Annotated in this window: 31 protein-coding genes; 10 read left to right on the forward strand and 21 right to left on the reverse strand. The window is 66.0% G+C overall.

Annotation, left to right across the window (positions count from 1 at the left end):
* The first annotated feature begins 98 nt into the window (after positions 1 to 98).
* The 8 genes from N2K98_RS10890 (at position 99) to fabF (ending at position 8,442) form a co-directional block, all read left to right on the forward strand.
* Positions 99 to 1,052, forward strand: a complete 954-nt coding sequence (locus N2K98_RS10890) for a carbohydrate ABC transporter permease (protein WP_255865820.1) — start codon at positions 99 to 101, stop codon at positions 1,050 to 1,052.
* Entirely contained in the window at positions 1,049 to 1,969 is a 921-nt protein-coding gene (locus N2K98_RS10895; protein ID WP_255797410.1) for a carbohydrate ABC transporter permease, read from the forward strand. The genes N2K98_RS10890 and N2K98_RS10895 overlap by 4 nt, the downstream gene beginning before the upstream one ends.
* A 39-nt stretch (positions 1,970 to 2,008) precedes the next feature.
* A complete protein-coding gene (locus tag N2K98_RS10900; protein WP_255865821.1) occupies positions 2,009 to 3,364 on the forward strand; it encodes an ABC transporter substrate-binding protein in 1,356 nt (451 codons plus the stop codon).
* 60 nt (positions 3,365 to 3,424) lie between these two features.
* Entirely contained in the window at positions 3,425 to 4,648 is a 1,224-nt protein-coding gene (locus N2K98_RS10905) for a PucR family transcriptional regulator (RefSeq protein ID WP_255865822.1), read from the forward strand.
* 109 nt (positions 4,649 to 4,757) lie between these two features.
* Entirely contained in the window at positions 4,758 to 5,711 is a 954-nt protein-coding gene (locus tag N2K98_RS10910) for an ACP S-malonyltransferase (protein ID WP_255865823.1), read from the forward strand.
* Positions 5,708 to 6,769 carry a beta-ketoacyl-ACP synthase III gene (locus N2K98_RS10915; RefSeq protein ID WP_255797406.1) on the forward strand — a complete coding sequence of 354 codons (1,062 nt, stop codon included), beginning with the start codon at positions 5,708 to 5,710 and terminating at the stop codon, positions 6,767 to 6,769. Before N2K98_RS10910 ends, N2K98_RS10915 begins: the two co-directional genes overlap by 4 nt.
* A 111-nt stretch (positions 6,770 to 6,880) precedes the next feature.
* Complete coding sequence (locus N2K98_RS10920) at positions 6,881 to 7,126, forward strand: acyl carrier protein (protein ID WP_055240832.1); 246 nt, start codon at positions 6,881 to 6,883, stop codon at positions 7,124 to 7,126.
* 80 nt (positions 7,127 to 7,206) lie between these two features.
* Positions 7,207 to 8,442, forward strand: coding sequence for a beta-ketoacyl-ACP synthase II (fabF, locus tag N2K98_RS10925; RefSeq protein WP_255797404.1), 1,236 nt, complete (start codon positions 7,207 to 7,209; stop codon positions 8,440 to 8,442).
* 80 nt (positions 8,443 to 8,522) lie between these two features.
* Here fabF and N2K98_RS10930 read toward each other — a convergent pair whose 3' ends face one another.
* The 7 genes from N2K98_RS10930 to N2K98_RS10960 all read right to left on the reverse strand — a co-directional run bounded on the left by N2K98_RS10930 (position 8,523) and on the right by N2K98_RS10960 (position 14,758).
* On the reverse strand, positions 8,523 to 9,026 hold the full coding sequence (locus tag N2K98_RS10930) for a DUF3145 domain-containing protein (protein WP_255865824.1): 504 nt from the start codon (positions 9,024 to 9,026) through the stop codon (positions 8,523 to 8,525).
* A gap of 211 nt (positions 9,027 to 9,237) precedes the next feature.
* Positions 9,238 to 10,182, reverse strand: coding sequence for a tyrosine recombinase XerC (locus N2K98_RS10935; protein ID WP_255865825.1), 945 nt, complete (start codon positions 10,180 to 10,182; stop codon positions 9,238 to 9,240).
* Positions 10,183 to 10,213: 31 nt separating this feature from the next.
* Positions 10,214 to 10,741, reverse strand: coding sequence for a methylated-DNA--[protein]-cysteine S-methyltransferase (locus tag N2K98_RS10940; protein WP_255797402.1), 528 nt, complete (start codon positions 10,739 to 10,741; stop codon positions 10,214 to 10,216).
* Between the two features lie 49 nt (positions 10,742 to 10,790).
* A complete protein-coding gene (gene dprA / locus N2K98_RS10945; protein ID WP_255865826.1) occupies positions 10,791 to 12,014 on the reverse strand; it encodes a DNA-processing protein DprA in 1,224 nt (407 codons plus the stop codon).
* Positions 12,011 to 13,558, reverse strand: a complete 1,548-nt coding sequence (locus N2K98_RS10950) for a YifB family Mg chelatase-like AAA ATPase (RefSeq protein ID WP_255865827.1) — start codon at positions 13,556 to 13,558, stop codon at positions 12,011 to 12,013. Before N2K98_RS10950 ends, dprA begins: the two co-directional genes overlap by 4 nt.
* Positions 13,558 to 13,923 (reverse strand): YraN family protein, encoded by a 366-nt coding sequence (locus tag N2K98_RS10955; RefSeq protein ID WP_255865828.1) that lies wholly within the window; start codon positions 13,921 to 13,923, stop codon positions 13,558 to 13,560. The genes N2K98_RS10950 and N2K98_RS10955 overlap by 1 nt, the downstream gene beginning before the upstream one ends.
* Positions 13,924 to 14,023: 100 nt before the next feature.
* Positions 14,024 to 14,758, reverse strand: coding sequence for an SDR family oxidoreductase (locus N2K98_RS10960; RefSeq protein WP_255865829.1), 735 nt, complete (start codon positions 14,756 to 14,758; stop codon positions 14,024 to 14,026).
* Positions 14,759 to 15,154: 396 nt separating this feature from the next.
* Here N2K98_RS10960 and N2K98_RS10965 point away from each other — a divergent pair, with 396 nt between their 5' ends.
* Positions 15,155 to 15,850: an LPXTG cell wall anchor domain-containing protein gene (locus N2K98_RS10965; RefSeq protein ID WP_255865830.1), complete on the forward strand. Its 696-nt coding sequence runs from the start codon at positions 15,155 to 15,157 to the stop codon at positions 15,848 to 15,850.
* 31 nt (positions 15,851 to 15,881) lie between these two features.
* On the opposite strand, the gene N2K98_RS10970 is transcribed toward N2K98_RS10965, so the two are convergent.
* Complete coding sequence (locus N2K98_RS10970) at positions 15,882 to 16,469, reverse strand: 2'-5' RNA ligase family protein (RefSeq protein WP_255865831.1); 588 nt, start codon at positions 16,467 to 16,469, stop codon at positions 15,882 to 15,884.
* A gap of 42 nt (positions 16,470 to 16,511) precedes the next feature.
* On the opposite strand from N2K98_RS10970, the gene N2K98_RS10975 reads away from it, so the two are divergent.
* A complete protein-coding gene (locus N2K98_RS10975; RefSeq protein ID WP_255865832.1) occupies positions 16,512 to 17,102 on the forward strand; it encodes a GNAT family N-acetyltransferase in 591 nt (196 codons plus the stop codon).
* On the opposite strand, the gene N2K98_RS10980 is transcribed toward N2K98_RS10975, so the two are convergent.
* From N2K98_RS10980 to N2K98_RS11040, 13 genes are all read right to left on the reverse strand, one after another.
* Positions 17,074 to 17,394, reverse strand: coding sequence for a DUF2469 domain-containing protein (locus N2K98_RS10980; protein WP_227901490.1), 321 nt, complete (start codon positions 17,392 to 17,394; stop codon positions 17,074 to 17,076). The genes N2K98_RS10975 and N2K98_RS10980 overlap by 29 nt on opposite strands.
* Before the next feature lie 7 nt (positions 17,395 to 17,401).
* On the reverse strand, positions 17,402 to 18,139 hold the full coding sequence (locus N2K98_RS10985) for a ribonuclease HII (protein WP_255797393.1): 738 nt from the start codon (positions 18,137 to 18,139) through the stop codon (positions 17,402 to 17,404).
* Positions 18,136 to 18,900, reverse strand: coding sequence for a signal peptidase I (gene lepB / locus N2K98_RS10990; protein ID WP_229951602.1), 765 nt, complete (start codon positions 18,898 to 18,900; stop codon positions 18,136 to 18,138). Before lepB (N2K98_RS10990) ends, N2K98_RS10985 begins: the two co-directional genes overlap by 4 nt.
* Before the next feature lie 11 nt (positions 18,901 to 18,911).
* Positions 18,912 to 19,622, reverse strand: a complete 711-nt coding sequence (gene lepB / locus N2K98_RS10995; protein WP_255865833.1) for a signal peptidase I — start codon at positions 19,620 to 19,622, stop codon at positions 18,912 to 18,914.
* Between the two features lie 5 nt (positions 19,623 to 19,627).
* Positions 19,628 to 19,987, reverse strand: a complete 360-nt coding sequence (gene rplS / locus N2K98_RS11000; RefSeq protein WP_146364401.1) for a 50S ribosomal protein L19 — start codon at positions 19,985 to 19,987, stop codon at positions 19,628 to 19,630.
* Between the two features lie 238 nt (positions 19,988 to 20,225).
* Entirely contained in the window at positions 20,226 to 21,005 is a 780-nt protein-coding gene (gene trmD, locus N2K98_RS11005; RefSeq protein WP_255865834.1) for a tRNA (guanosine(37)-N1)-methyltransferase TrmD, read from the reverse strand.
* Positions 21,006 to 21,569 carry a ribosome maturation factor RimM gene (gene rimM / locus N2K98_RS11010; RefSeq protein ID WP_255865835.1) on the reverse strand — a complete coding sequence of 188 codons (564 nt, stop codon included), beginning with the start codon at positions 21,567 to 21,569 and terminating at the stop codon, positions 21,006 to 21,008.
* A 178-nt stretch (positions 21,570 to 21,747) separates the two neighbouring features.
* Positions 21,748 to 21,990 (reverse strand): RNA-binding protein, encoded by a 243-nt coding sequence (locus tag N2K98_RS11015; RefSeq protein WP_146364407.1) that lies wholly within the window; start codon positions 21,988 to 21,990, stop codon positions 21,748 to 21,750.
* A 1-nt stretch (position 21,991) separates the two neighbouring features.
* A complete protein-coding gene (gene rpsP, locus N2K98_RS11020) occupies positions 21,992 to 22,399 on the reverse strand; it encodes a 30S ribosomal protein S16 (protein ID WP_255766527.1) in 408 nt (135 codons plus the stop codon).
* A 194-nt stretch (positions 22,400 to 22,593) separates the two neighbouring features.
* Positions 22,594 to 23,481, reverse strand: a complete 888-nt coding sequence (locus tag N2K98_RS11025; protein WP_255865836.1) for a VOC family protein — start codon at positions 23,479 to 23,481, stop codon at positions 22,594 to 22,596.
* Positions 23,482 to 23,549: 68 nt separating this feature from the next.
* The gene (locus N2K98_RS11030) at positions 23,550 to 24,047 is read right to left on the reverse strand and encodes a GNAT family N-acetyltransferase (RefSeq protein ID WP_255865837.1); all 498 of its coding nucleotides are present in this window, start codon (positions 24,045 to 24,047) and stop codon (positions 23,550 to 23,552) included.
* A complete protein-coding gene (locus N2K98_RS11035) occupies positions 24,047 to 24,619 on the reverse strand; it encodes an alpha/beta fold hydrolase (protein ID WP_255865838.1) in 573 nt (190 codons plus the stop codon). Before N2K98_RS11035 ends, N2K98_RS11030 begins: the two co-directional genes overlap by 1 nt.
* A gap of 8 nt (positions 24,620 to 24,627) precedes the next feature.
* Complete coding sequence (locus N2K98_RS11040) at positions 24,628 to 25,173, reverse strand: NUDIX domain-containing protein (RefSeq protein WP_255865839.1); 546 nt, start codon at positions 25,171 to 25,173, stop codon at positions 24,628 to 24,630.
* Between the last annotated feature and the right edge of the window lie 57 nt (positions 25,174 to 25,230).

Consider the following 25,230-nt stretch of genomic DNA (forward strand, 5'->3'; position numbering starts at 1 on the left):
GTTTCTCCCTGCGTGCCGTTATGCTCCCCACAATCGACGCGCACCCCAAAGGCTGCTTGCCGGTCGTTCAACGTCGAACCCTTGCCCAAAGGAGGAAGATGGCCAGGACCACCGTGTCGCCGCCGGTTTCCGCCGCGCCGCCCACCAGTAACCCCGCTGTCCGCCGCCGACGTTTTTCCGGCCGCACCCGCAGGGACTTCTTCACCTTCCTGGCCTTTGCGCTGCCCAACCTGATCCTGATTGCCGCCTTCACCTACCGGCCGCTGTTCAGCAACATCTATTACTCCACCCTGAACTGGACCCTGGGTGCCAAGACAGCAACGGTGGTCGGGATCGAAAACTACATCACGTTCTTCACCTCTCCCGATGCCCGGGACGTGCTGACCGTAACGGCAGTGTTCACGGTCTTCACCGTCGGCGGATCGATGCTGCTGGGACTGCTGGTTTCGCTGGCGCTGAACCTGAAAGTCCGCGGCACCACCTTGGCCCGCGCCGCCGTCTTTGCACCGTATGTCCTGTCCGGAGTGGGTGTGGGCCTGGTCTGGCTGTTCATTTTCGATCCCGTCTACGGAGCGCTGGCCTGGGTACTGCGCGGTTTCGGAGCCCGCAGCCCCGAATGGATCAACAACCCGGACCTGGCGCTGGTCATGGTCATACTGGTTTACGTCTGGAAGAACCTCGGCTACTGCGCGGTGGTCTACCTTGCCGGCCTCCAGTCGATTCCCCGCGACGTGCTCGAGGCCGCACAGCTCGACGGCGCAGGTGCGGCGAGGCGCTTCTTCAGCGTTTCGCTGCCGCTGCTTTCCCCGACAACCTTCTTCCTGCTCATCACCACGCTTCTCAGTTCGCTGCAGGCCTTCGACCTGATCCGGATCATGACCCCCACGGGAAACGGCACCAACACCCTGATCTTCGAGGCCTATCTGCAGGCCTTCGGCGGATTCAACCGGGCCGGCTATTCGGCCACCGTCTCAGTGATCCTGTTCGTGCTGCTGCTGGTGGTCACCGGTTTCCAGCTTCGGTTCGTCGAGCGGAAGGTGCACTACTCATGAGTGTCCCTGCACCCGCCGCCCCGGTGTCCGCGCCGGCGCCAACCGGCAGCAAGGGTTCCCGCCGGACCGGCGAGGGCCCGCTCTCACGTCGAAACATCACCGAAACCCTGCTGACCGGGTATGTTCCCCTGGCCCTCACCACACTGGTGGTATTCCTCCCCCTGATGTGGATGGTCCTGTCCTCCTTCAAGGGGCCCGGGGAGATCGTTACCACGGACCTGGATGTCCTGCCGGATTCCCTGGACTTCAGCAACTACCAGGACGCCATGACCCTGGTGCCGTTCGGCAGGTTCTTCGTCAACAGTGTGATCGTCACACTAGCCGGTGCCTCCATCAAGGTGGTGCTGGCCATCCTCACCGCCTACGCGCTGGTCTTCATCAGGTTCCCGTTCAAGCGGGTGATTTTTGTAGCCATCCTGGTAGCCCTCATGGTCCCCCCGCAGGTGGCGATCCTGCCGAACTACATCCTCGTAACGTCCCTGGGCGGTGCCGACACGTATTGGGGCATGATCCTGCCCGGGCTCGGGACTGCGTTCGGGACCTTCCTCCTGCGGCAGCATTTCCTCACCCTGCCCGGCAGCATCCTGGAGTCCGCAGAGATCGACGGGGCAGGACACTGGTCCCGCCTGTGGCGGATCGTCGTCCCGATTTCCGTGCCGACCATCGCCACCGTGGGACTGGTCACGATCGTGACCGAATGGAATGAGTACATCTGGCCGCTGGTGATCGTCAGCCGGCCCGAAATGATGACCCTGCCGGTTGGCCTGACCCTGCTCCGGAATTCCGAGTCCGATCCCGCCAGCTGGGGCATCATGATGGCCGGCGCGGTCCTCGTGCTGGTTCCGATCCTGGTGGTCTTCGCTGCCTTGCAGCGCTATATCGTCGCCGGTCTGACCCAAGGCTCCGTCACCGGCTAAACCGAACTGCAAAATGTCCGCACTCCAGAAAGGCATTCCATGTCAGCAGCATCCAAACCGGCTTTCAACCGCCGTCTGTTCCTGTCCCTGAGTGCAGCCGGCGCCTCTGCGGCCGCCCTGGCGGCCTGCGGCGGACCGTCCACGGAAACAGACACCCCCGTCGAGGAGGACGAACTCGACTTCAGCGGCGTGACCCCCGCCCCGGAGATCACCTTCTGGTCCAGCCACCCGGGCCAGTCCGAGGCGATTGAAACCGAGATCATCGAGAAGTTCCACGCTTCCCAGAGCGAGATCCGCGTGAACATGGTCAGCGCGGGATCCAACTACGAAGAGGTGGCCCAGAAGTTCCAGACCACCCAGCAGGGCGGCGACCTCCCCGCAATCGTCATTTTCTCCGACGTCTGGTGGTTCCGCTATTTCCTCAACGATTCCATCATCCCGCTGAACGCGCTGATGGAACAGTTGGACTTCGACACCGCCGACTACCGGGACCAGCTGTTCAGCGACTATGAGTATGACGGGCGGCAGTGGGCCGTTCCGTTTGCCCGCTCCACTCCCCTCTTCTACTACAACAAGGACCACTGGGCCGCCGCCGGCCTGCCCAACCGGGCACCGGAGACCTGGCAGGAGTTTTCGGAGTGGGCGCCGAAGATCAAGGCGGCGGTGCCCGGCATCCAGAACGTCTACCAGCACCCGGCCTTGATTGATTATGCGGGCTGGACCCTGCAGAACCAGCTTTGGGGAGAGGGAGCCGCCTGGAGTGACGAGTGGACCATTACGGCTGACTCGACCGAGGCCGTCACCGCCATCCAGCAGGTCCAGGACACCGTCTATAAGAATGCCTGGGCAGGAGTTTCTTCCAAGGACGCCACGGCCGACATGGCGGCAGGTGCCGTCTCCGCGGCTGTGGGTTCCACCGGGAACCTGGTGGGTGTGCTCAAGACGGCATCGTTCGACGTCGGCGTGGGATTCATGCCCGGCGGCAGCCGGGAACTGACCGGAGTCTGCCCCACGGGCGGCGCCGGCCTGGGCATTCCGAAGGACATCAGCCCCGAGCAGCAGCTCTCCGCCGCGACTTTCCTGAAGTTCCTGACCTCCCCGGAAAACACCGCAGCGTTCTCCGCGGCCACGGGCTACATGCCGGTACGCAAGTCCGCGGACATGACGCAGGTGCTGGCTGCGACGCCGCAGATCCAAACAGCCATCGACCAGCTGGCCGTCACCCGGAACCAGGACTATGCCCGGGTGTTCCTGCCCGGAGCGGACCAGGAAATCGCCAAGGCGGCCGGCCGGATCCTCACGGAACAGGCCGATGTGAAAACCGTCCTCACGGAACTGAGCGCAACGTTGGAAGGCATCTACACAAACGACGTGAAACCCAAGCTGCCCGCCTAGCCAACTTGTAGCCTTCACACAAAATAGCGGTTCACCCCTGCAGGCCGTAAGCTCGCAGGTATGCCAGTGCGTCCCAATACGTCCGCTGCCTCAGCGCCGCCGGAAGCAGACCTGCCCACCGTCGAGCGCCTGAAAGCGAATATCGGCAGGCTTTCGACTGCCACCCTGCAGCAGCTGGACATTTCCCTGCCGTGGTACCGGGGGCTGCGCCCGGACGAGCGCTCCGCGCTGGGAATGGTTGCACAGAAGGGCATCGCGTCCTTCGTGAACTGGTACCAGCGTCCTGCCTCACCCGCATGGGTGCTCAGCGACGTCTTCGGCACCGCTCCAACCGAGCTCACCCGCTCGATCAGCCTGCAGAAGGCCCTTCAGCTGATCCGGGTGGTGGTGCAGGTGGTCGAGGACCGGGTGCCGGAGCTCGCCGGCAGCGAGGTCCAGTCCAAGCTGCGCGAAGCGGTGCTTCGCTATTCGCGTGAAGTGGCCTTCGCCGCCGCAGACGTCTATGCCCGTGCGGCCGAAACGCGCGGCGCCTGGGACACCCGGCTGGAGGCCCTTGTTGTCGACGCCATCCTGCGCGGCGAGAGTTCCGACGCGCTGCGCTCCCGGATTGCCGCCGTCGGCTGGACGTCGGCGGCACCGGTCACCGTTATGGTGGGCGGCTCTCCTGCCGAAGCCAACGCCACGTTCGTAAATGAACTCCGCCGGGCCACCGGCCGGCTGGCCGAAGACACCCTCGTGGGGATCCAAGGCGAGCGGCTGATCCTGGTCCTGGGCGGACTGGAGGACAAGGCTTTCTCCTACACCCGCCTGTCCGAACTCTTCGGCCCGGGCCCGGTGGTGTACGGCCCGCCCGCACCCTCCCTTGTCGAGGCAGGCCCGTCCGCACAGGCCGCGTTTGCGGGGCTTACCGCCGCCCGCGCCTGGCCGGCTGCACCACGCCCGGTGGCCGCTGATGATCTGTGGCCCGAGCGGGTGATGTCCGGTGATGACACTGCACGCCAGGCCCTGGTGGAAAGCATCTACACTCCCCTGCTGGGTGCCTCCAACGGCCTCGCCGAGACCCTTAGTGCGTACCTCTCGCTGGGCCACTCCCTGGAGGCCACGGCACGTGAACTCTTCGTCCATGCCAATACGGTCCGCTACCGGCTGCGGCGGGTCTGCGATGTCACCGGATGGGACCCGATGCTGCCCCGCGAAGCGTTCGTGCTGCAGACCGCGTTGGTGGTTGGACGCCTGGCACCTGCCGGAAAAGCAGCCCCCGAGAAGCCCGCCGTACGCCCCTGAACCCTGCCCAGGCGCCGTCGTCGGCTTGTAGACTTCCTACAAAGCCGTCCGGGGAGCTTGGTCTACGCAAACACCCGGTACCGTCCCCTATCTTTGGAAAGCTGTATACGTGCTTGCAATCGTCTGCCCCGGTCAGGGGTCCCAAACGCCAGGATTCCTCTCGCCGTGGCTGGAGCTGCCCGGCGTCCGTGATCATCTTTCCGCACTGAGCGAAGTCGCCGGTCTGGACCTCATTGCCCACGGCACGGTCTCCGACGAGGAAACCATCAAGGACACCGCCGTCGCCCAGCCCTTGATCGTGGCCGCCGGCCTGATGGCCGCCCGGCTGCTGCTGGACCCCTCGGCACTGACATCCTCCACCGTCCTCGCCGGCCACTCCGTCGGCGAGATCACGGCCTCCGCCATTGCCGGTGCCCTGCCGGAAAACGACGCACTGGTGTTTGTCCGGGAACGGGCCAATGCCATGGCACGCGCCGCAGCAGTGGAGCCCACGGGCATGAGCGCCATCCTCGGCGGGGACCCCGACGACGTGGCCGCCGTGCTGGAAGCCGCAGGGCTGACGGCGGCGAACGCCAACGGCGGCGGGCAGGTTGTAGCCGCCGGAACGCACAACCAGCTTGAAGTACTCACCGCGGCACCGCCGGCCAAGGCACGGGTTATTCCGCTGAAGGTCGCCGGCGCGTTCCACACCTCCCACATGGCGCCCGCCGTCACTGTCCTGGAAGCACTGCGCCCCTCCCTCACCCCGCAGTCACCGCTGGCCACGCTGCTGTCCAACCGCGACGGCGCCGCAGTGGTGTCCGGTGATGCCAACCTTGACAGCCTCATCGCCCAGGTTTCCCGCCCGGTACGGTGGGACCTCTGCATGGAGAACATGCTCGGCATGGGCGTGACCGGCATGCTGGAACTGCCGCCGGCGGGAACCCTCACCGGACTGGCACGCCGCGGCATGAAGGGCATCCCGACATTGGCCCTGAAATCCCCAGAAGATCTAACCGCTGCCCGGGAGTTCATCCGTGAGCATTCCGGAACGGCAGCAACAACCGGAGAAGGTAACGCGTGAGCACGCCCACCCTGAAGCAGTCCCCCGTCAACGAATTCAGCCGGATCCACGGCATCGGCGCCTTCCGCCCCGACGTCATTGTGAGCAACGACGACGTCTGCCAGTGGATCGATTCCTCCGACGAATGGATCCGCCAGCGCACGGGCATTGTGACCCGGCACCGTGCAGACAAGGGCACGTCCGTGGTGGACATGGCCGAGGCTGCCGGCCGTGAGGCGCTGAAGAACGCAGGCATCGAGGGTTCGCAGCTGGGCGCCGTCATCGTCTCCACGGTGACCCACCCCTACGCGACTCCGTCCGCCGCCACCCAGATCACCGAACGCCTGGGCGCAACCCCGGCCCCGGCCTACGACGTTTCCGCCGCCTGCGCCGGGTACTGCTACGGCATCGCCCAGGCCGATGCACTGGTCCGCTCCGGCGCCGCCGACTATGTGCTGGTCATCGGCGTGGAGAAGCTTTCCGACTTCATCGACAACACCGAGCGCACCATCTCCTTCCTGCTCGGCGACGGTGCCGGCGCCGTCGTCGTCGGGCCTTCCGACACCCCCGGCATCGCACCCTCCGTCTGGGGATCCGACGGCAGCAAGTCCGGTGCCATCGGCATGACCCACTCCATGCTGGACGTGCGTGAACTCTCCCTCGCCGCCGAGGCCGACGGCGGCATGAGCCCCGCGGACCTCTCCGGCCGGGAAACCAAACTCTGGCCCACGCTGCGCCAGGACGGCCAGACGGTCTTCCGCTGGGCCGTATGGGAGATGGCCAAGGCTGCCCAGCAGGCGCTCGACGCCGCCGGGATCACCGCCGAGGACCTGTCCGCCTTCGTGCCGCACCAGGCCAACATGCGCATCATTGACGAAATGGCGAAGCAGTTGAAGCTGCCCGAGTCGGTCATTATTGCCCGGGACATTGCCGACGCGGGAAACACCTCGGCTGCATCGATTCCCCTGGCCACCTACCGCCTGCTGCAGGAGCACCCGGAACTGAGCGGCAAGCTGTCGCTGCAGATCGGCTTCGGTGCCGGCCTCGTGTTCGGCGCGCAGGTAGTTGTCCTCCCCTAGCCCCATTGCCCGCGGTGCCGGCTAAGCCGGTGCAGCCCACAGAACCACACCGCTTCGGCGGTTGGAAAACCGGACCGGTCCCGTACCGGCACTACAAGAAAAGGAGCCAACATGGCTAGCAACGAAGAAATCCTGGCCGGCCTCGCCGAGATCGTCAATGAAGAGACGGGTCTGGCCCCCGAGGCCGTTGAGCTGGACAAGTCCTTCACCGATGACCTGGACATCGACTCCATTTCCATGATGACCATCGTCGTCAACGCCGAAGAGAAGTTCGGCGTGCGCATCCCGGACGAAGAGGTCAAGAACCTGAAGACCGTCGGCGACGCCGTGGACTTCATCTCCAACGCCCAGGCTTAACCTTCCGGCGGCCGCTGCCTGGCGGCGGCCGCCCGGTACCGCCGGAACCAGCACCTGCAACTGCTTCAAGAGAGTGAATCATGGCCCGCAAAGTAGTCATCACAGGCCTCGGAGCGACCACGCCCATCGGCGGGGACGTTCCAACCATGTGGAAGAACGCACTGCAGGGTGTCTCCGGCGCCCGTACCCTCGAAGATGAATGGGTGGAGAAGTACTCCCTGCCCGTGACCTTCGCCGCGCGTGCCACCACTCCCGCTTCGGAAGTCCTTTCCCGCGTCGAAGCCAAGCGGATGGACCCTTCTACGCAGTTCGCCGTCGTCGCGGCACGCGAAGCCTGGGCCGATTCCGGCCTCGCAGACGTTGACCATGACCGGCTTGCCGTCTCCTTCGCCACCGGCATCGGCGGCATCTGGACCCTGCTCGACGCCTGGGACACCCTGCGTGAAAAGGGCCCGCGGCGTGTACTGCCCATGACCGTTCCGATGCTGATGCCCAACGGCCCGTCCGCCGCGGTCAGCCTCGACCTGGGTGCCCGTGCCGGCGCCCACACACCCGTCTCCGCCTGCGCCTCCGGAACCGAGGCCCTCCACCAGGGCCTGGACATGATCCGCTCCGGCAAGGCCGACATCGTCGTCGCCGGCGGCGCGGAAGCCTGCATCCACCCGATGCCCCTGGCGTCCTTTGCCTCCATGCAGGCCCTGTCCAAGCGCAACGATGATCCCCAGCGTGCCTCCCGCCCCTATGACAAGGACCGTGACGGCTTCGTGATGGGTGAGGGTGCCGGTGCGCTGGTGCTCGAAAGCGAAGAGCACGCACTGGCCCGCGGCGCGCGGATTTACGCCGAGCTCGCCGGCACGGCCGTCACCGCCGACGCGTACCACATCACCGCACCGGACCCCGAGGGCCTCGGCGCCACCCGGGCCCTGAAGTCTGCTCTCTTTGATGCCCGGGCACAGGCCGAGGACGTAGTCCACGTGAACGCGCATGCCACGTCCACCCCGGTGGGCGACAAGCCCGAATACACTGCGCTGAAGGCTGCCCTGGGCAGTGCCCTCGACGGTGTTGCCGTGTCTGCCACCAAGTCGCAGATGGGCCACCTGCTGGGCGCCTCGGGTGCAGTCGAGGCCGTCCTGACGGCTTTGGCGGTCTACGAACGCCAGGCGCCGGCAACGATCAACCTGGACAACCAGGATCCGGAGATCCCGCTCGACGTCGTGACCTCCAGCCGCCAGCTGCGCGGCGGAGACATCGTCGCGCTGAGCAACTCCTTCGGCTTCGGCGGGCACAACGCCGTCGCCGTACTGCGCAGCCGCTAAATCCTTCGTTTGCAACAAACAGGCGTCCGGTCCCCGCGGGGTCCGGACGCCTGTTTGTTTAGCTATGGAGTTTTGAGGAACTAGCCTACCTGGTGCAGCCAGCGCACCGGGGCACCGTCGGCCGCGTGCCGGAACGGCTCCAGCTCTTCGTCCCAGGCTTCGCCCAGGGCGAGTGAGAGTTCGTGGTAGACAGCCGAGGGATCGCCGGCGCCGTTTTCATAGGCGTAACGGATGCGGTTCTCGGAAATCATGATGTTGCCGTGCACATCGGTCGCGGCATGGAAGATGCCCAGCTCAGGGGTGTGTGCCCAGCGGCTGCCGTCGGCTCCGGGGCTCTGTTCCTCCGTCACCTCGTACCGGAGGTGTGCCCAGCCGCGCAGCGCGGACGCGAGCAGGGAACCGGTGCCCTGCGGTCCGGTCCAGGCGATTTCAGCCCGTACCATTCCGGTCGCAGCCGGCTGAGGGGTCCACTGAAGATCCGTTCGCTTTTCCACGACGGATCCGATGGCCCACTCAATATGGGGGCACAACGCGGAAGGGGCAGAGTGCACAAACAGTACGCCGCGCGCCATCACAACAGACATTCCATCCTCCATAGCTGTAGGTACGTCTTCCCCAACGACCTGCTGCTGCATGGACGGATATCGAGCCATATGTGTCCGCTGTCCCTCATTGTGCCGTAAGTTACGTCGATGCGCCAATGTAGCCTTTTGAGCCGCTGCAGCACGGAAGGCCGGGCGGTGCAGCCGGTGCTGACCGCCGGCGTTGGGCGGCCGGGAGTCGGGTCGGCCGGCCCTAGGCGCGCGGGTGTGCCTGGCTGTAGCTCTGGCGCAACCTGTCCACTGAGACGTGCGTGTAAAGCTGCGTGGTGGCAAGGGACGAGTGGCCCAGGATTTCCTGCACGGCACGCAGGTCGGCACCGCCGTCGAGCAGGTGGGTGGCCGCGGAGTGGCGGAGGGCGTGCGGCCCGGAGGCGGAGGTGTCCGGCATGGCTTCCAGGAGGACGGCGACCACGCTGCGGACCTGTCGCTGGTCCACTCGTCCGCCCCGTTTGCCCAGGAACAATGCCGGACCGCTGTCCCCGGTCACCATCGACGGGCGGCCGCGGCGCAGCCAGTCATCCACCGCGAGGGCAGCCGGCAGGCCGTAAGGCACCGTGCGTTCCTTGTTGCCCTTGCCCAGCACCGTGAGTGTCCTGCGGTCCGGATCGAGGTCGTCGACGTCCAGACCGGCCAGCTCTCCCACCCGGATGCCCGTGGCGTAGAGCAGTTCGACCATCGCGCGGTCCCGTAGCGCCACGGGTTCGCCCTCGGCGGCGGCCGCCTGCAGGGTTTCGAACAGGTCATCCAGCTGGCTGCTGCGCAGTACGCCGGGAAGCGTCTTTTCCTTCTTCGGTGCCTTCAGCCGCAGGGCCGGATTCTCACTGATGAGTTCCTCGCGCAGGGCCCAGTTGGTGAAGCTGCGCGCCGTGGCGGCGCGGCGGGCCAGCGTGGAACGGGCCTGTCCCCCGGCACTGAGTTCACCCAGCCAGCCGCGCAGGATGCCCAGGTCAAGTTCCTGAAGCGAGCCTGCTCCGGCGCCGAGGGCATAGTCGAGCAGCTTCGACACGTCCGATTCGTAGGCACGGACGGTGTGTTCGGAGCGTCCACGCTCTGCCGTCAAATACCGGCAGAAGCCCTCCAGGGCGGAACGGAATTCCGCCGGCCACGCAGTTCTGTCTGCTGCTCCCTTTGATGTCACCTCTTTACTGTTCTCTCTTTGGTGCCGGCGTTCAAGCAGGCACGCTGTCGGCACGCAGGCAGTTCCGCCGCAGGTGTTCTGTCTGCGGTGCCTGTTCCAGCTCCAGCAGGTACCGCTTCGCATCAACGCCGCCCGAGTATCCGGTCAGCGCGCCGCGGGACCCCACCACGCGGTGGGTGGGCACAACCAGGTTCAACGGGTTATGGGCCAATGCCGCCCCCACGCTTCGAGCCTTGGCAGCGTCACCCAGCAGGACCGCCAGCTGCTTGTAGCTTGCCGTCCTGCCGTAGCCGATGCCCGAGACCTGCTCCCATACCCTGCGTTGAAACTCGGTTCCCTGCGGGTTGGTGTCTACGTTGAAACAGCAGCGCCGGCCCTCGAAGTACTCCGTCAGTTGGCGTTCGACATCCTCGAAGCCGTCTTCCGCCGCAATGCCGTACGGTGTCCCTGCCCCTGCAGCCACGGCGGGCGGCCCGAGCCGGACCGTGGAAAGGACGCCGTCCAAGGCGACCAGGGTGAGCACCCCAATCGGTGAGGTGACTATCTTGTGAGTGAGCATGATGATGTCCTTCCTGGGTTGTTCGGGTAGTAGAAAAATGTCGTTGCTGCTAGTGGCGGCCTCGGCGCCACTGGTCCGGTTCGGTCCGTACGGCGAGTCCCTCCAGTTCCAGCCGTGCCAGCCCGGCGCGCACCCCTTGCAGGGACAGCCCCGCGACGGAGGCCAGTTTTCCGATGGTCGATCCGCTGCGCACCGGCAGCGCATCCAGCAGCAGCAGGTCCTCCACGGACAGTCCGTCGTGATCTGCGCGGCGGTCCCCTGCCGGACTGTCCCCTGCCCGTCCGCCGATGTCGTTCGGTTCTCCCGGCAGGACAGCACGGAGCGGCCCGGCCAGTTCCACGACTTCCTGGGCATCGGTCACGCAGACCGCACTGCCGTCGCGCAGCAGCCGGTGGCATCCGGCGGAGTTGGCCGAGTACACGGATCCGGGCACCGCACCGACTTCCCGTCCCAACCCGGCAGCATGATGGGCGGTGTTCAACGCGCCGGACCTCCACCGGGCCTCCACCACCACGGTGGCGGCACTCAGCGCAGCAATGATCCGGTTCCGTTGCAGGAACCTCCAGCGGGTGGGCGCCGATCCCGGCGGCACTTCGGACACCACCAGTCCGCGCTCCGCGACGGTGCGAAGCAGATCCTCGTTGCCGGCCGGGTAGAACCGGTCCGCGCCGCAGGCCATGACCGCTATCGTGGCCGTGGTTCCTGCGGGTGCAGATGCGAGCGCGGCACGATGTGCCTGGGCGTCGATTCCGTAGGCACCCCCGGAGACAACGGTGTACCCGCGGTTGGCGAGTCCCGCCGAAATGTCCCCCGCTATGGACAGCCCGTATCCGGTGGCGTCCCGGGAACCCACGAGCGCCACGGTCCGGTCAAGTTCCGGCAGGCCCCGCCCCAGGTCTCCCCGTACCCAGAGACACAGAGGCATCTCCATCTGCAGGTGTCGCAACGACTCGGGCCAACGGGGATCCTCCGGAACGAGGAGTTCCCCTCCCAGACGGCGGATCGCACCCAGGTCCCGGTCCGGGGCCAGATCAGCTACCCGCGGTGCCCACCGTTGAAGCCCCTCTGCCAGGGCGCTTCCCTGGCTGCCGCCCGGGGACAGCAACGGTGCCGTTTCGGCGGCAAGATCCGGCGGCGGGTCCACCGCTCCGGTGGCGATCTGCAGCGCGTGGACCGGACCGGCCGCTGCCACGAGGGCAAGGCCCACAGCATCCGAGGGTTCGAACAGTCTCGACAACGCCGCCCGTGCGAGAAGCGCCTCATCATTACTCATGCCGCCGCTCCCTGCCGGCGGAAGGCGAGGGCCTGTCCGACGTCGTCGGCGTCGGGACTTCCGTGCCCGGCGAGATCGGCGACGGTCCAGGCCACGCGCAGCACCCGGTCGTAGCCCCGTGCCGTCAGCAACTGGCGGTCCATGGCCCTGTCCAGTGCCGAAGTCGCTTTGCTCGGCGGCCGCAGGGTGCCCCGCAGCAAGGTGCCGGGAATCTCGGCGTTGGTTTCACATCCCAGCGGCGCCAGCCGTTCCCGTTGGAGCCGCCGAGCCTCCTGCACGCGTGCCGCCACCGTAGAGCTGGCCTCCGCAGTCTCTGCTGCGAAGTAGTCGACCAGGGAGACCCGCTGAACCGAGAGCTGCAGGTCCACCCGATCCAGCAGCGGACCGGAAAGCCGGCTGAAATACCGTCGCCGCTGCGTGGAGGTGCAGGTGCACTCGATTCCCTTACCGGTTGCGAGTCCGCAGGGACAGGGATTGGCGGCAAGGACCAGCTGGAAACGCGCCGGATACACGGCTGTACCCGCCGCCCGGTGCAGGACTAGCTCGCCGCTCTCCAGCGGCTGGCGCAGGCCGTCCAGTACCCGCCGCTCGTACTCGGGCGCTTCGTCGAGAAACAACACGCCGCGGTGGGCACGGGAGGCAGCACCGGGGCGCGGAATGCCTGAACCGCCGCCGATCACCGCTGCTGTAGACGCGGTGTGGTGCGGACTCTCGAACGGGGGCCTGCGGAGCAATTGGCGGCAGGGGCGTCCCTGCCAGGCGAGGGAGTGGATGGCAGTGACTTCCATTGCCTGGTCATCGGAAAGGTCCGGCAGGATGCCGGGCAGCCGTTCAGCCAGCATGGTCTTTCCGGCCCCCGGCGGCCCGGTCATCAGCAGATGGTGTGCTCCCGCCGCGGCGACCTCGACAGCGAAGCGGGCCTCTGCCTGCCCTGCTACGTCAGCGAGGTCGGGAAACCGGGATTCAACTGCACCCTCTTCGTGTTCCGGATCTTCGCCGGTACGGGCCACCGGCAGCGGAAAACTGAGCTGCTCGGGGTCGGCGCCGAGGTCGGCGGCTACCTCGGCCAGGCAGGAGTATCCACGCACGCGGGCTGCGGGAACCAGTGCTGCCTCCTCTGCGTTCTCCGCCGCCACTGCGAAGTCCGTGTAGCCGGCCGCAACCGCGGCCATAACAGCCGGAAGGATGCTCCGGATCGGCCGAAGCCTGCTGTCCAGGCCGAGTTCTGCCAGGAAGACGCACCGGCCCGGAGTTCTCAATACGCCCCCGGCGCAGAGTGCGGCCACAACGATGGCCAGGTCGAAGCCGGAGCCGTGCTTCGGTACATCCGCCGGCATCAGATTGACTGTGATGCGGCGCCGGCTCAGCGGGAGTCCGGCGTTCTTTGCCGCTGACTTCACCCGGTCGCGAGCCTCGTTCAGGGAGGCATCCGGCAGCCCCAGCAGGATGAAGGACGGCAGGGACTGGCCGATGTCGGCTTCAATCTCCACGATCCTGCCCCGCAGGCCGACAAGCCCTACCCCGTAGGTCCGTCCGAGCCCCATCAGGAAATCCCCCGCAGATGCTCCACAACAGGAGGATTGGTGCCGTCGTCAAGAATCGAAACTGCGTCGATCCGGCGGTGGGTAAAGTATCGGCTGTTGGCCCTGGCCCAGGCGCCCGCCAGCAGGTAGAGGCGGGCGACCTTATCCTGTCCGATCGCTTCGAAGGGGTGCCCGAAGTCCAGCGAGGAACGCGTTTTCACTTCGACCACCACCAGGGTGGCCCCGTCCACTGCGACCAGGTCGATCTCGCCCTCGGGACACCGCCAGTTCCGGTCGATGATGCGAAGCCCGGCTTCGGTCAGGTAGCGCGCCGCCAGTTCTTCTCCGCGGCTTCCCAGGATGTCTTTGGCTTTCATGTCCACCACGTTCGCTGAAACCCGCCGGGCCGGTCACCCGGGAACTACCGGCCTGTGGAGGAAGTTTCCGCCGCGGAGCACCGGACCCTGAGTGTGGAGGAACAGAAGTTCAGGCCAGTCCCCCGTTGGCGTAGACCACCTGGCCGTTGACCCAGCGCCCCGGCCCGGCAAGGAAGGCGACGGTTTCGGCGATGTCATCCGGCTGGCCCAGGCGTCCAAGCGGCGCCGCCTCAGCCAGCCGGGCAACGGTGGCCTCGTCCTTGCCGTCAAGGAACAACGCCGTAGCTGTCGGCCCGGGCGCCACCGCGTTGACCGTGATGTCCCGTCCACGCAGTTCCCGCGCCAGGATCAGCGTCATCCCTTCCACCGCAGCCTTGCTGGCTACGTAGGCGCCGTAGCCGGGGTATTGGGTGCGCCGGACGGTGGTCGAGAAGTTAATGATCGCTCCACCAGGACGCACCCGGCGGGCCGCCTGCTGCGACACCACGAACGTTCCCCGGATATTCGTGTGGTGCATCCGGTCCAGGTCCGCCAGGTCCAGCTCCGCGATGGGGGCAAGGAGCATGATGCCTGCGGTGTTGACGACCACGTCCAGACCGCCGAAGGCTGTCTCGACGGCGTCGAACACGGCAGTCATCGCCGGCTCGTCTCCCACATCTCCGCCGACGGCCAAGGCATGTCCCCCCTCGGCGGCAACGTCGGCAACAACCCCGTCCGCTGTCGCTCGATTCCGTGCGTAGTGCACACCCACGGAATAGCCGTCCGCCGCGAGCCGTCGGACTACAGCGGCTCCGATCCCGCCGGATCCTCCGGTCACCAGGGCAACCCGTCCCGCCGTATCCATGACACTCTCCTTGCTGGTCGTAGGCAGGACCTTAGCGTTTTGAATGTCCCGGGTACACCACCGGCGCCGTATGGCCAAGGGCAGATAGAAGCCGGAGCGGAATTTGCGCGGGTCTTGCCGGGAAACTGCGTCATTCCGTAGGGGAACGCTGAGACGGCCCGGACAGGATGGCGACGCTAACGCCCATGTTCGACTCACACAAAGGACATCATGCAAAACCGCAAGCGAAATACAACCGCTGTAGTGGCAGGATTTGCAGCCTTAGCGGGGCTGTCGATTGTCACCGGCGCGCCGGCTTTGGCCACCGCCGTGCCGGCGACCGGGGACACTGTCCCAACCACGTCGCCGAGCGGGTCTCCCTCGGCGGGGGTTTCCGTGACGGAAACAGGAATCTACTTGTACCGGAAGGTAGACGCGGAGAAGCCGGCCGCCTGGGAGAACTCCGGTAAACAAACCTTCCTGGCCAAGCAGCCCGGACATCAGTGGTTCACCGATGTAACGTCCCTGGTCCCCTCGGTTCCATTCGAGGTATGCGGTCCCGGCTGGGCTGTCCAGCAAGACGTACTCGAGTTTGAAGGCACTTATGACTGGCCGAAGAACCTCCTTTATCCCGATCCCTTCCCCGGGAATCCGAAGCTGAAGGACTCCAAGCATCAGGAGCTCGAGGAGGTGATGACGGTTCCCGATTGCGCTTCCACGCCGACGCCGACGCCAACACCAACGGACACCCCGTCCCAGAAGCCCACGCCGACACCAACGGACACCCCGTCCGCGACCCCGACGCCGACGCCGACACCAACGGACACCCCGTCCGCGACCCCGACGCCGACGCGAACGCCAACGAACACCCCGTCCGCGACCCCGTCCAAGACCCCGGCAGGTTCGGTAACCCCGCCCGGGTCGAACGGCACCCCGCCTGCCCCGGCCACCACGGACCCCGGGGTCCAGGTTGCCGGCAACCCCAGCCCCCGGGTTCCTGATGCAGGGCTTGCCCACACGGGTGCCGGCGGAATGTGGCTTGCCGCTGCCGGCGCAGCCATTCTGGCTGTGGGAGCCGTACTGGTGGTCATTGCCCGCCGCAGGAAGGCCTAAGCCGTAACCTGCAGGTGTACCCCGGACACCATCAGTGCCCGGGGTACACCACCGGCATCGGCTGCAGTGTCACGGACTTCAGCGGCAGCGAAGGCAGGTCGCCTGCGAATCCCCGCGCCAGGGAGATGTGCGGGCGCAGGGTCCCGGCATGCATAAAGTTCGGATCACCGGCCATGAAGGCTGCGGCGTCCCGGATTCCGGCGGCGCCGAGAAAACCAACCAGCGCTCCGTACAGTTCCCGATGCAGCAAAGCCAGTTCCGGCGTCGGCAGATACTCCACTACCAGGGTCGATCCCCGCGTACCGAACCCGGCAAACCCGGCAGGCTCCAGCCGGAAGGAAACCGCGGGCAGCAGCGCCTCAGTCCGGGCAATGTATTCGGCGAGCAGCTGCTCGTAGGCGGAACGGGAAATGCCGGTTTGGGCGCTAATGGCCCGGTGCACGTCCAGCACCTTCCCGAAGTGGATCAGCGTCAGGTGCAGCTGCGGCCGCGGCACCAGCCGCGTGCCGTCCGGCAGCGCCTGCTGCAGGGACAGGAGATGGGCCAGTGACGGCCCGTCGGGTTGCATCTGGGCGTACAGGCGGAGGTTGGCATCGAAGCCGGGCCGGGACTCGGGCATGACGCTAAGTCTAAGTCCGCAGACACCCGTTAGGCTGTCGGGATGGCTTTCGAGATCCCGCTGCTCAGCGACGACACCCTCCTGCTCCGTCCGCACGTCTCCGCCGACCTCGACGCCGTCTACGCACGCTGCGTTGACCCCCTGTCGGTCCAGTGGACCACCATTCCGCTGGACTACACGCCGGAGATGGCGCAGCAGTATCTGGAGGCTATCTGCGTCCCGCAGGAAAACGCGGTGTCTTGGGCGCTCGACGTCGGCGGCAGCTATGCAGGGACCATCGACCTGCGCTTCGAAGGCGCAGCCTCCGGTTCGCTGGGGTTCGTCACGTCGCCGGAATACCGGGGCCGCGGCCTGATGTCCCGCGCGGTCCGGCTGGCAGTGGGGCACGCCTTCGAGGACCTGGACTGGGAGGTGGTTACGTGGAAGGCACATGCGGGAAACACCGGCAGCTACAAGACGGTCTGGCGCTGCGGTTTTCCGCAGCCGGTCGCTGTGCCGTATCTGCTGAACCACCGGGGAAAAATGGTTGAAGGCTGGATCTCCAGCCTCGCTCGGAATGACCCAAGGAGCCCATCCGTCAGCTGGGCGAAGGCAGAGGCGGAACTTACAGTTCGTCGGCCTTCGGCAGTGTGAGGTCGTCGTTGCGGGTGAGCTCCTCCACGTTGACATCCTTGAAGGTAATCACCCGCACGCTTTTGACGAACCGTGCGGACCGGTAGACGTCCCAGACCCATGCGTCCTGCAGCGTGAGGTCGAAGTAGATCTCGCCGTCGGCGGACCGTGCCTGCAGGTCCACGTGGTTGGCCAGGTAAAAGCGCCGTTCGGTTTCCACCACGTAGCTGAAGAGGCCTACGACGTCGCGGTACTCCCGGTACAGCTGGAGCTCCATGTCCGTTTCATAGTTCTCAAGGTCTTCGGCGCTCATGTTCCTATCATCCCCCAACTGTGCTCAAGTCGTCTTCCGGTTCCAGCACCGGTTCACCCGGGCGGGGCTTGGAGCCCAGCCGCCAGGACATGCGGTGCAGCGGCGTGGGTCCGTGGACGTCGATGGCCGCGCGGTGCGACTCGGTGGCATAACCCTTGTTGATCTCCCACGAATAGTGCGGGTTCGAAGCGGCAAACTCTACCATCATGGCGTCGCGTTCCACCTTCGCCAGCACACTGGCGGCGGCCACGCTCAGGCACTGCATGTCCGCCTTGATCCGGGTGTGCACCGGTGCCGTGCAGCCTCCGGCCGGTTCATCGGGATCGTCGAACAGGCTGCCCTGCCGCTCGGGCGAGAGCCAGTTGTAGTTGCCGTCAAGGAGTACGACGTCGGGGCGCAGCGTTGAGCACACCTGGTCCCAGGCGCGCGTTCCGGCCAGACGCAGGGCGACGGTCAACCCGTGCAGGTCGATCTCCGCCGCACTGGCATGGCCCACCCCCCAGGCCAGGGCCCATTTCTTGATCTGCGGAACCAGCGTGTTCCGGTCGGCTACGGAGAGCAGCTTGCTGTCCCGCACTCCCTTGAGCGAACGGACGGTGGCCAGGTCCACGGCCACCATCCCTACGGACACGGGTCCGGCCAGCGCGCCGCGGCCCACTTCGTCGCAGCCGGCCAGGATCCGGTGCCCGGAGGCAGCGAACGTACGCTCATGCCGAAGGGTCGGCGGCTTGGCGGTGGAACTCACTTGCTGTCGCTCGGTTCCGGAACGTCCTCGAAGACCTCGGAATAATCGCTGACCCCGCCGACGCGGTTCAGCGGCCAGGCCGTCACTACGGCCTTGCCCTCAATGTCCGCCACGTCTACGAAACCGCCGCCCTCACCGTACTGGTGTTCGCGGGAGTCCGCAGAAGCGTTGCGGTGGTCCCCCATCACCCAGACCTTGCCCTCGGGGACAACCACGTCAAAGGGGATGTCGGAGGGGGCGGCGCCGGGGTACAGGTAGGGCTCGTCCAGGGGTTCGCCGTTGACGGTGATCCTGCCGTCGGCGTCACAGCAGACCACGTGGTCGCCTTCGGTGCCGATGACACGCTTGACCAGGTGCTGCTGGGACTCGTCAGGGAGCAGGCCCACAAAGGTCAGGGCTTCCTTGACCGGATTCGTTTCCTTCTCCGCCGTCTGCGGCAGCCAGCCCTTGGTGTCCTTGAAGACCACGACGTCGCCGCGGTTCAGGTCCATCGGTTCAGGAACCAGCAGGTTGACGAAAATCCGGTCGTTGATTTCCAGAGTCTCTTCCATGGACCCCGAGGGGATGTAAAACGCCCGGAAAAGGAAGGTTTTGATCAGGAAGGACAGCACCAGGGCTATCACCACGATCGTGAGGACTTCACGCAGCCAGGCGCCGAAACCGCGTTTCTTTTCCTTCGGTGCGGTCGAGTGCGCTGCGTGGTCCCGCTGCTCCCCGGAGCCGGGCGTCCCGTCAGGGGACTGGTCCGGTTGCTGCGACATTGCGTTTCCTCTTATTTCTCCGTGTTCCACTCGGCTCCTAAGGATAGCCGGTCAATATTGGTACCGCGCTCGAGCGGCCAAAGAATCCGCTGGGCCTCCCCGACGACCCGCTCCGTGGAGATCAGCCCGCCGCCGGGAGCTCCCAGCAGGGAGCGGGAATCCGCCGAGACGGACCGGTGGTCCCCCATGAGCCACAGCCTGCCTTCCGGAACGACGACGTCGAACGCGTGGTTGCTGGGAGCGTCTCCAGAGTAAACGTACGGCTCGTCCACGGGAGTTCCGTTGATCGTTATCCGTGGATCCCCGTCCGTGCAGCAGCTCACCCGGTCCCCCGCCACACCGATAACCCGTTTGACATAGACGGTGTCGCTGCCGGCCAGCCCGAACCAACGCCCCACGGTGACTGCGGCGTCGAGCACTGCCGGACGCCCGCTGTGCAGCGGTGCCAGCGAGCCCCGGCCGTCGAACACCACTACGTCGCCGCGCTCGATCTCCGCCGAATCGTAGGCGGTACGGGAGACAAGAATCCGGTCACCGGGTTCCAGCAGGGGCTGCATGGAATCGGAAGGGATGTAGAAGACGTCGAACAGGAATGCCCGGACGAGTGCGGCGAGGACCACAGCTGCGGCGAGAGCACATAGCACAAAACGCCAGCCCACAAACCGGGGCCGGCGTTTCGTGTGCTTCGCGGAGGGTTCCCCGGAGGCGGATGCTGCAGTCAAGTAAGTTACTTGGCGGGACGGAAGTCGCGCTTTTCCTTGATCTTGGCTGCCTTGCCGCGCAGATCGCGCATGTAGTACAGCTTCGCGCGGCGTACGTCACCCTTGGAGACGACCTCGAGCTTGTCGATGACCGGGGAGTGTACCGGGAAGGTACGCTCAACGCCGACACCGAAGCTGACCTTGCGGACCGTGAAGGTCGCGCGGAGGCCATCGCCCTGGCGCTTGAGCACGAAGCCCTGGAAGACCTGAACACGGGTGTTCTTGCCTTCAATGATGTTTACGTGAACCTTGACCGTGTCACCGGCGCGGAACTCGGGGATGTCCGTACGCAGGGAAGCTGCGTCAACAGAATCTAGGATGTGCATTGTTTATCACTCCTGGTGAACGCCACAGGTCATTCACTTTGGTTACGGCAGCAAGAATGCGCCCCGAAATGCGGGCTGCACGGATGCTGTCGAAGTTAGTAGACCGGCAGGACCGAGGATGGAATGCCGGTGTGTACATATCTGTTGGCCGCGTTCCCCCTGTGGCAGGTACGGACCCAGATGACACAACTCCCTATTTTGCCATACGTACCGGAACGGCACCAATCCGGCGCTGCCGTCAGGCGGGCGGGCAGACCCTGCCGTCGCGGATCTCGTAGCCCAGCGCCGCCAGGGTGGCCCGATCAGCCTTGTCCAGCGAAGCGGCGTCGAGCTTTTCGATCAGATCGGGCCGGCGGGCAGCGGTGCGCCGCAGCTGTTCGTCCCTCCGGAACCGGGCGATCTTACCGTGGTTGCCGCTGAGCAGGACCTCCGGGACTGCACGCTCCCGCCAGGCGGAGGGCTTGGTGTAGACCGGGTATTCCAGCAGCCCGTCCGAGTGGGATTCCTCGACGAGGGACTCGGGGTTGCCGACGACGCCGGGCACCAGCCGGCCTACGGCCTCGACCATGGCCAGCACTGCGACCTCCCCGCCGTTGAGCACGTAGTCCCCGAGGCTGACGGGACGGACGTCGAAGCGTTCTCCGGCCCATTCCAGCACCCGCTCGTCGATCCCTTCGTAGCGGCCGCAGGCGAAGACAAGGTGCTTCTCCTCGGCCAGCTCGTAAGCCATCGCCTGCGTGAAGACTGCGCCGGCGGGCGAGGGGACGATCAGGACCGGCCGCTCGTCGCCGTCGCCCGCCACCGCGTCCAGTGCGGAGGCCCAGGGTTCGGGCTTCATAACCATGCCGGCTCCCCCGCCGTAGGGGGTGTCATCCACGGTACGGTGCCGGTCGGTGGTGAACTCCCGCAGATCATGCACAGCCAGGTCCAGCAGGCCTTCCTGCCGGGCCTTGCCGATCAGTGACAGCTCAAGGGCTGCCAGGTACTCCGGGAAAATACTGACGACGTCGATGCGCACTTACTGTCCGGCTTCCTTCGTGTCGGCCGGGGCTGCTTCCTTTTTGTCCTCGGGCTTATTCAGCTCGAAGAGCCCCTCGGGCGGGGTCAGCAGCACATAGCCGTCCTCGATATTCACTTCGGGAACGATGGCCTCAACGAACGGTACGAGGATTTCCTCGCCGCGGCCGTCCTCGACCACCAGCAGGTCCTGGACGGTGAGGGTGCGCAGGGCGCTGACGGTGCCGACGACGTCGTCGCCCACCCGTGCCTTCAGGCCCACCAGTTCGTGTTCGTACCAGCCTTCGTCGTCGTCATCCTCATCCACGGTTTCGGTGTCGATGAACAGCTTGACTCCGCGCAGTTCCTCGGCGCCGTTGCGGTCCGTGATTTCGTCGAAGCCCAGCAGCAGGATGTCCTTGTTCCAACGCGCGCTGATCACCGTCAGCGGGCCCTTGGCGGCCGGCTCTACGGTGAGCTCGGTGCCCGGGACAAAGCGGTCCTCGGGTGCGTCGGTCAGCACCTGGACGGTCACTTCACCGCGGATGCCGTGCGGCTTGCCGATGCGTGCCACCTGTAACTGCATGGGTTCTCCTCTGTGGGGTTTTCGTCGCCTGGATTGGCCGGCGCCTGAAAAAAATCCGGCCCCTTCACCATTATCTGGTGTCGGGGCCGGATCCTGTGTACTGCTGTTACTGCTTTACTTCCGGTACTGCAGTGAAGAACTGTTCGCTTCCGCTGCGCCGTCGGTGATCTTGTTCAGATCAACGGCGCCGGTCCGTGTCCACTACGTCCACTCGGACCTGCTCACCGTTGGCAAGGGCTGCGATGACCGTGCGCAGTGCGCGTGCGGTCCGTCCCTGCCTGCCGATGACCCGGCCGAGGTCGTCCTGGTGAACCCGAACCTCGAGGGTTTCCCCACGGCGGTTGCTCTTGGCGGAAACCTTGACGTCCTCAGGACTGTCAACGATTCCGCGCACGAGGTGCTCCAGCGCTTCAGCGAGCAAGTTACTCTGCCTCAGCCTCGGTGGAGGCCTCGGGGGCCTCTTCCTTCTTGGCCTTCGGGGTGATGGCCTCGGGGACAATCACGGACTTCTTTTCGGGAACCACGAAGGGTTCCTTCGGGGCCTTGGTACGCAGGGTACCTTCCTGGCCGTCGATGTTCTTGAACTTCTGCCAGTCACCGGTGATCTTCAGCAGTGCTGCGACCTGCTCGGTGGGCTGGGCGCCGACGCCGAGCCAGTACTGCGCACGGTCCGACTTGATGTCAATGTACGACGGCTCTTCGGTCGGACGGTACAGTCCGATTTCTTCGATGGCACGGCCATCGCGCTTGGCACGGGAATCCATGACAACAACGCGGTAGTGTGCTGAGAACTTCTTGCCAAGGCGCTTAAGGCGAATCTTTACGGCCACTTTTGTGGTCACTCCTGATCTGAAATGGGGCGAACCCGTACTTCTGCTCCCGTGGGGCGGGCCATAACGTTGGGGTTCAAAAGGACAAGATGCATGCACGGAGAGAGGGCCCGCGCAGATCGAGTACCTGACCATTGTGCCAGATGAGTTCATCTTTTGCGACTCGCCCGGCCGGGGCGGATATCCGCGGATTTTCAGCCGACGGCAACACGCAGCCGGTTGCGCCAGGGGTCCTCGAAGCGCAGCTCGGCCCCGGTGGAGTGGCTGGAAATCCCGGCGAACCGAAGGCGGTCCGCCAGCCCGGCGACGTCGTCGGCCGTTGGAACGGTAATCAGCACCTCCCCAAGGCCAAGGGTGTCACGGCGAGGTCCTGCGCCGCGGCTGTTCCAGACGTTCATCGCCATGTGGTGGTGGTAGCCGCCGGCGGAGACGAACAGTGCCTGGCCGTGGAAGCCTGCAGTCCGCTCAAAACCGAGCGTGTCGATGTAGAAGGCGGCGGCGGTGTCCGTATCCCCTACCTGCAGGTGAACGTGCCCGACGGCGGCGTCGGCTGCCTGAAGGCCGGCCAGTGCCGCTTCGGTGAGGTGGTCGCGGATGTAGGCCTGCGGAGACAGCGGCAGGGAGGCCATCCGGACCTCACGGCCGGCCGCGGTCTCGTCCCAGTCCCAGGTGTCCCGGGGCTTGTCATAGTAGAGCTCGATGCCGTTGCCTTCGGGATCGGTGAAGTAGAAGGCCTCGCTGACGAGGTGGTCCGCGGAGCCGGCAAAGGCCGACGGATCGTGCCTCGCTGCGGAGGCAACCGCAGCGGCCAGGTCAGCCTGGGTTTCAAAGAGGATGGCGGTGTGGAACAGGCCTGCCTCTCCGCGGGAGGCGACCTGCAGGTCCGGCGCCGGTGCCAGGTGCACCAGGGGAACACTTCCGCGACCGAGGTACATGCCGCCGTCGGACTCTGCCACGACGTCCAGCCCGAGGGCGCTGCGGTAGTACGCGGAGACGTTTGCCAGATCGCCCACCTTGAGCATTACGGTGCCCATGGCGAGATCGCCGGGCAGCAGGTCCCGGGCATTTACTTGAAGGTTCATGCAATCAGGTTACTTGAAGGTTCATGTATTCTTCAATGCTGCATCCTCCCAGCCAACAGCGACCCCGGTTACAGCCGGGCACGCATCGCCACGCGCTTCCCCAAGGAATCCAGCCCGAGGCGGATTTCGTGCTGCCGCACCGCCGCCAGTTCGCCGTCGGGGTCCTGGACAACTTCGAAGCCGCAGCTGGCGTAGAACGGGGCGTTGAACGGCACGTCCGCAAAGGTGCACAGCGTCATTGAGGTGTAGCCGTGCTGCCGCGCCCAGTCCAGGGCAGCCTCGACCAGTGCCCGGCCGAGCCCTGCGCCGGCGGCGTCGGGGTGGACGGAGAGCTGCTCAAGGTGCACCTGTCCATCGGTTTCCTCCAGACGGGCAAAGCCGGCGGGCGGATCGCCCGCAACCAGGATGTGGCGGGACGCTGCGAGCTCCGGAACAGTGGCGGGCGGCGGCAGCTCCCGGCGGCCGGTAGGCAACATTCCGTCCAGCAGCGTGTCGGAGGCCGCTTCCAGTGCCGGCAGCACGGAAAGATCTCCGGGACGGGCACTCCGGATGGACGGTCCGCCCATCAGCTGGCTCCGATCCGGCTGACGGAGGCCAGGAAGTCCCGGATCGCCTGCCGCCCGGCATCCGTGTCCTGGGGACGGTGGTTTCCACCGACCTGCCGGTGCTCAGCACCCGTAGACACCAGGAAATCCGCCACCTCTTCGTACAGCGGCTCCCATCCCCCGGTCAGGACCAGCGTGGGTACACCCGGAACAATATCCAGCGGTGCGTCGTCAAAGAGGGGCTGCAGCAGGTTGCGGTGGGCCGTTGTGGCCGGCAGGTCGCGGGTCAGGGAGAAGACCGCAGGCTCGCACAGGACCAGGGACAAGACCCGGGCCGGATCGCGGAGTGCGGCCAGCATGGCCGGAACCGCGCCGGCCGAGTGCGCCACCAGGTGCCCGCCGTCGGCCAGTTCCTCCCGGATCAGGGCGATGTCCGCTTCCAGGTCCGGAGGCAACGGCTCGGCGACGGCGTCATAGCCGTGGCGCCGGAGGAACAGGCACTCATAGTCCAGGGCAAGCCCGTGCTGCCGGGGCCACGCGGCAGCGCCGAAACTGCCGGCACCGTGCACAAACACCACTCGTTCCCGAGCCAAACCCACTCCTAATGTCCAAGAATTCCGGAGAAGCCCTCCAGCGGCGGCATCATCCTGCGCAGCGTCGGCGCGGCGACCGGCCCCGCGGAGACAGGCTCACCGTTCACGAGCTCCACCATGGTGCCCAGTTCCAGGGCTTCCAGCGCGGCTCCCCACTCCCCGCGAAGCCCCTCGTCCGCCGCACCGCAATCCGCGAGGGGAATGAAGCCGGCCTCCCACTCGCCGCCGGCTCCGGTAAAGGACGTCACGGAGGTGGACAACATGCCGCCGTCGAACAGGAAACCGATCGAGTCCGCCTGCCCCTGGACTCCCTGCACGTAGTCCAGCACCAGCACGCGGCCGACGTCGAACTCGGGGTCCAGGGTGGCACGGGCAATGCGGCGGGCCGCGGAGCGTGGATCTTCCCCGCCCTTCACTACTCCCCCCGGCAGCTCCCAGGCGTTGCCGCTGCGCAGCATCAGCACCCGGCCGTCGGTTGTGCGGATCAGGACCCGTACGGTGATGCTGCGCCGGAAGACCGACCCGTAAAAGCCGCTCAGCCCCTGTGCCGCCATGCTGGTCCCTCCCTCTGGTGACGAACTTCCGCGTTCGTGCCGAACTTCCGCGCAGCG

The organism is Arthrobacter jinronghuae, from assembly GCF_025244825.1.
Classification (GTDB): Bacteria; Actinomycetota; Actinomycetes; order Actinomycetales; family Micrococcaceae; genus Arthrobacter_B; species Arthrobacter_B jinronghuae.

Bases quoted from the DNA above. Each gene is read 5' to 3' on its own strand.
- N2K98_RS10970 (WP_255865831.1), bottom strand. From the start codon at position 16,469: ATGCCCGAGTCCCGGCCCGGCTTCGATGCCAACCTCCGCCTGTACGCC.
- N2K98_RS11040 (WP_255865839.1), bottom strand. From the start codon at position 25,173: ATGGCGGCACAGGGGCTGAGCGGCTTTTACGGGTCGGTCTTCCGGCGC.
- N2K98_RS10950 (WP_255865827.1), bottom strand. From the start codon at position 13,558: ATGGGGCTCGGACGGACCTACGGGGTAGGGCTTGTCGGCCTGCGGGGC.
- N2K98_RS10975 (WP_255865832.1), top strand. From the start codon at position 16,512: ATGGCTTTCGAGATCCCGCTGCTCAGCGACGACACCCTCCTGCTCCGT.
- N2K98_RS11025 (WP_255865836.1), bottom strand. From the start codon at position 23,481: ATGAACCTTCAAGTAAATGCCCGGGACCTGCTGCCCGGCGATCTCGCC.
- lepB (WP_229951602.1), bottom strand. From the start codon at position 18,900: ATGTCGCAGCAACCGGACCAGTCCCCTGACGGGACGCCCGGCTCCGGG.
- N2K98_RS11030 (WP_255865837.1), bottom strand. From the start codon at position 24,047: ATGGGCGGACCGTCCATCCGGAGTGCCCGTCCCGGAGATCTTTCCGTG.
- fabF (WP_255797404.1), top strand. From the start codon at position 7,207: ATGGCCCGCAAAGTAGTCATCACAGGCCTCGGAGCGACCACGCCCATC.
- rplS (WP_146364401.1), bottom strand. From the start codon at position 19,987: ATGCACATCCTAGATTCTGTTGACGCAGCTTCCCTGCGTACGGACATC.
- N2K98_RS10900 (WP_255865821.1), top strand. From the start codon at position 2,009: ATGTCAGCAGCATCCAAACCGGCTTTCAACCGCCGTCTGTTCCTGTCC.
- N2K98_RS10940 (WP_255797402.1), bottom strand. From the start codon at position 10,741: ATGCTCACTCACAAGATAGTCACCTCACCGATTGGGGTGCTCACCCTG.
- N2K98_RS10920 (WP_055240832.1), top strand. From the start codon at position 6,881: ATGGCTAGCAACGAAGAAATCCTGGCCGGCCTCGCCGAGATCGTCAAT.
- N2K98_RS10905 (WP_255865822.1), top strand. From the start codon at position 3,425: ATGCCAGTGCGTCCCAATACGTCCGCTGCCTCAGCGCCGCCGGAAGCA.
- N2K98_RS10980 (WP_227901490.1), bottom strand. From the start codon at position 17,394: ATGAGCGCCGAAGACCTTGAGAACTATGAAACGGACATGGAGCTCCAG.
- rimM (WP_255865835.1), bottom strand. From the start codon at position 21,569: ATGCAGTTACAGGTGGCACGCATCGGCAAGCCGCACGGCATCCGCGGT.
- N2K98_RS10895 (WP_255797410.1), top strand. From the start codon at position 1,049: ATGAGTGTCCCTGCACCCGCCGCCCCGGTGTCCGCGCCGGCGCCAACC.
- N2K98_RS10930 (WP_255865824.1), bottom strand. From the start codon at position 9,026: ATGTCTGTTGTGATGGCGCGCGGCGTACTGTTTGTGCACTCTGCCCCT.
- N2K98_RS10890 (WP_255865820.1), top strand. From the start codon at position 99: ATGGCCAGGACCACCGTGTCGCCGCCGGTTTCCGCCGCGCCGCCCACC.
- N2K98_RS10960 (WP_255865829.1), bottom strand. From the start codon at position 14,758: ATGGATACGGCGGGACGGGTTGCCCTGGTGACCGGAGGATCCGGCGGG.
- dprA (WP_255865826.1), bottom strand. From the start codon at position 12,014: ATGAGTAATGATGAGGCGCTTCTCGCACGGGCGGCGTTGTCGAGACTG.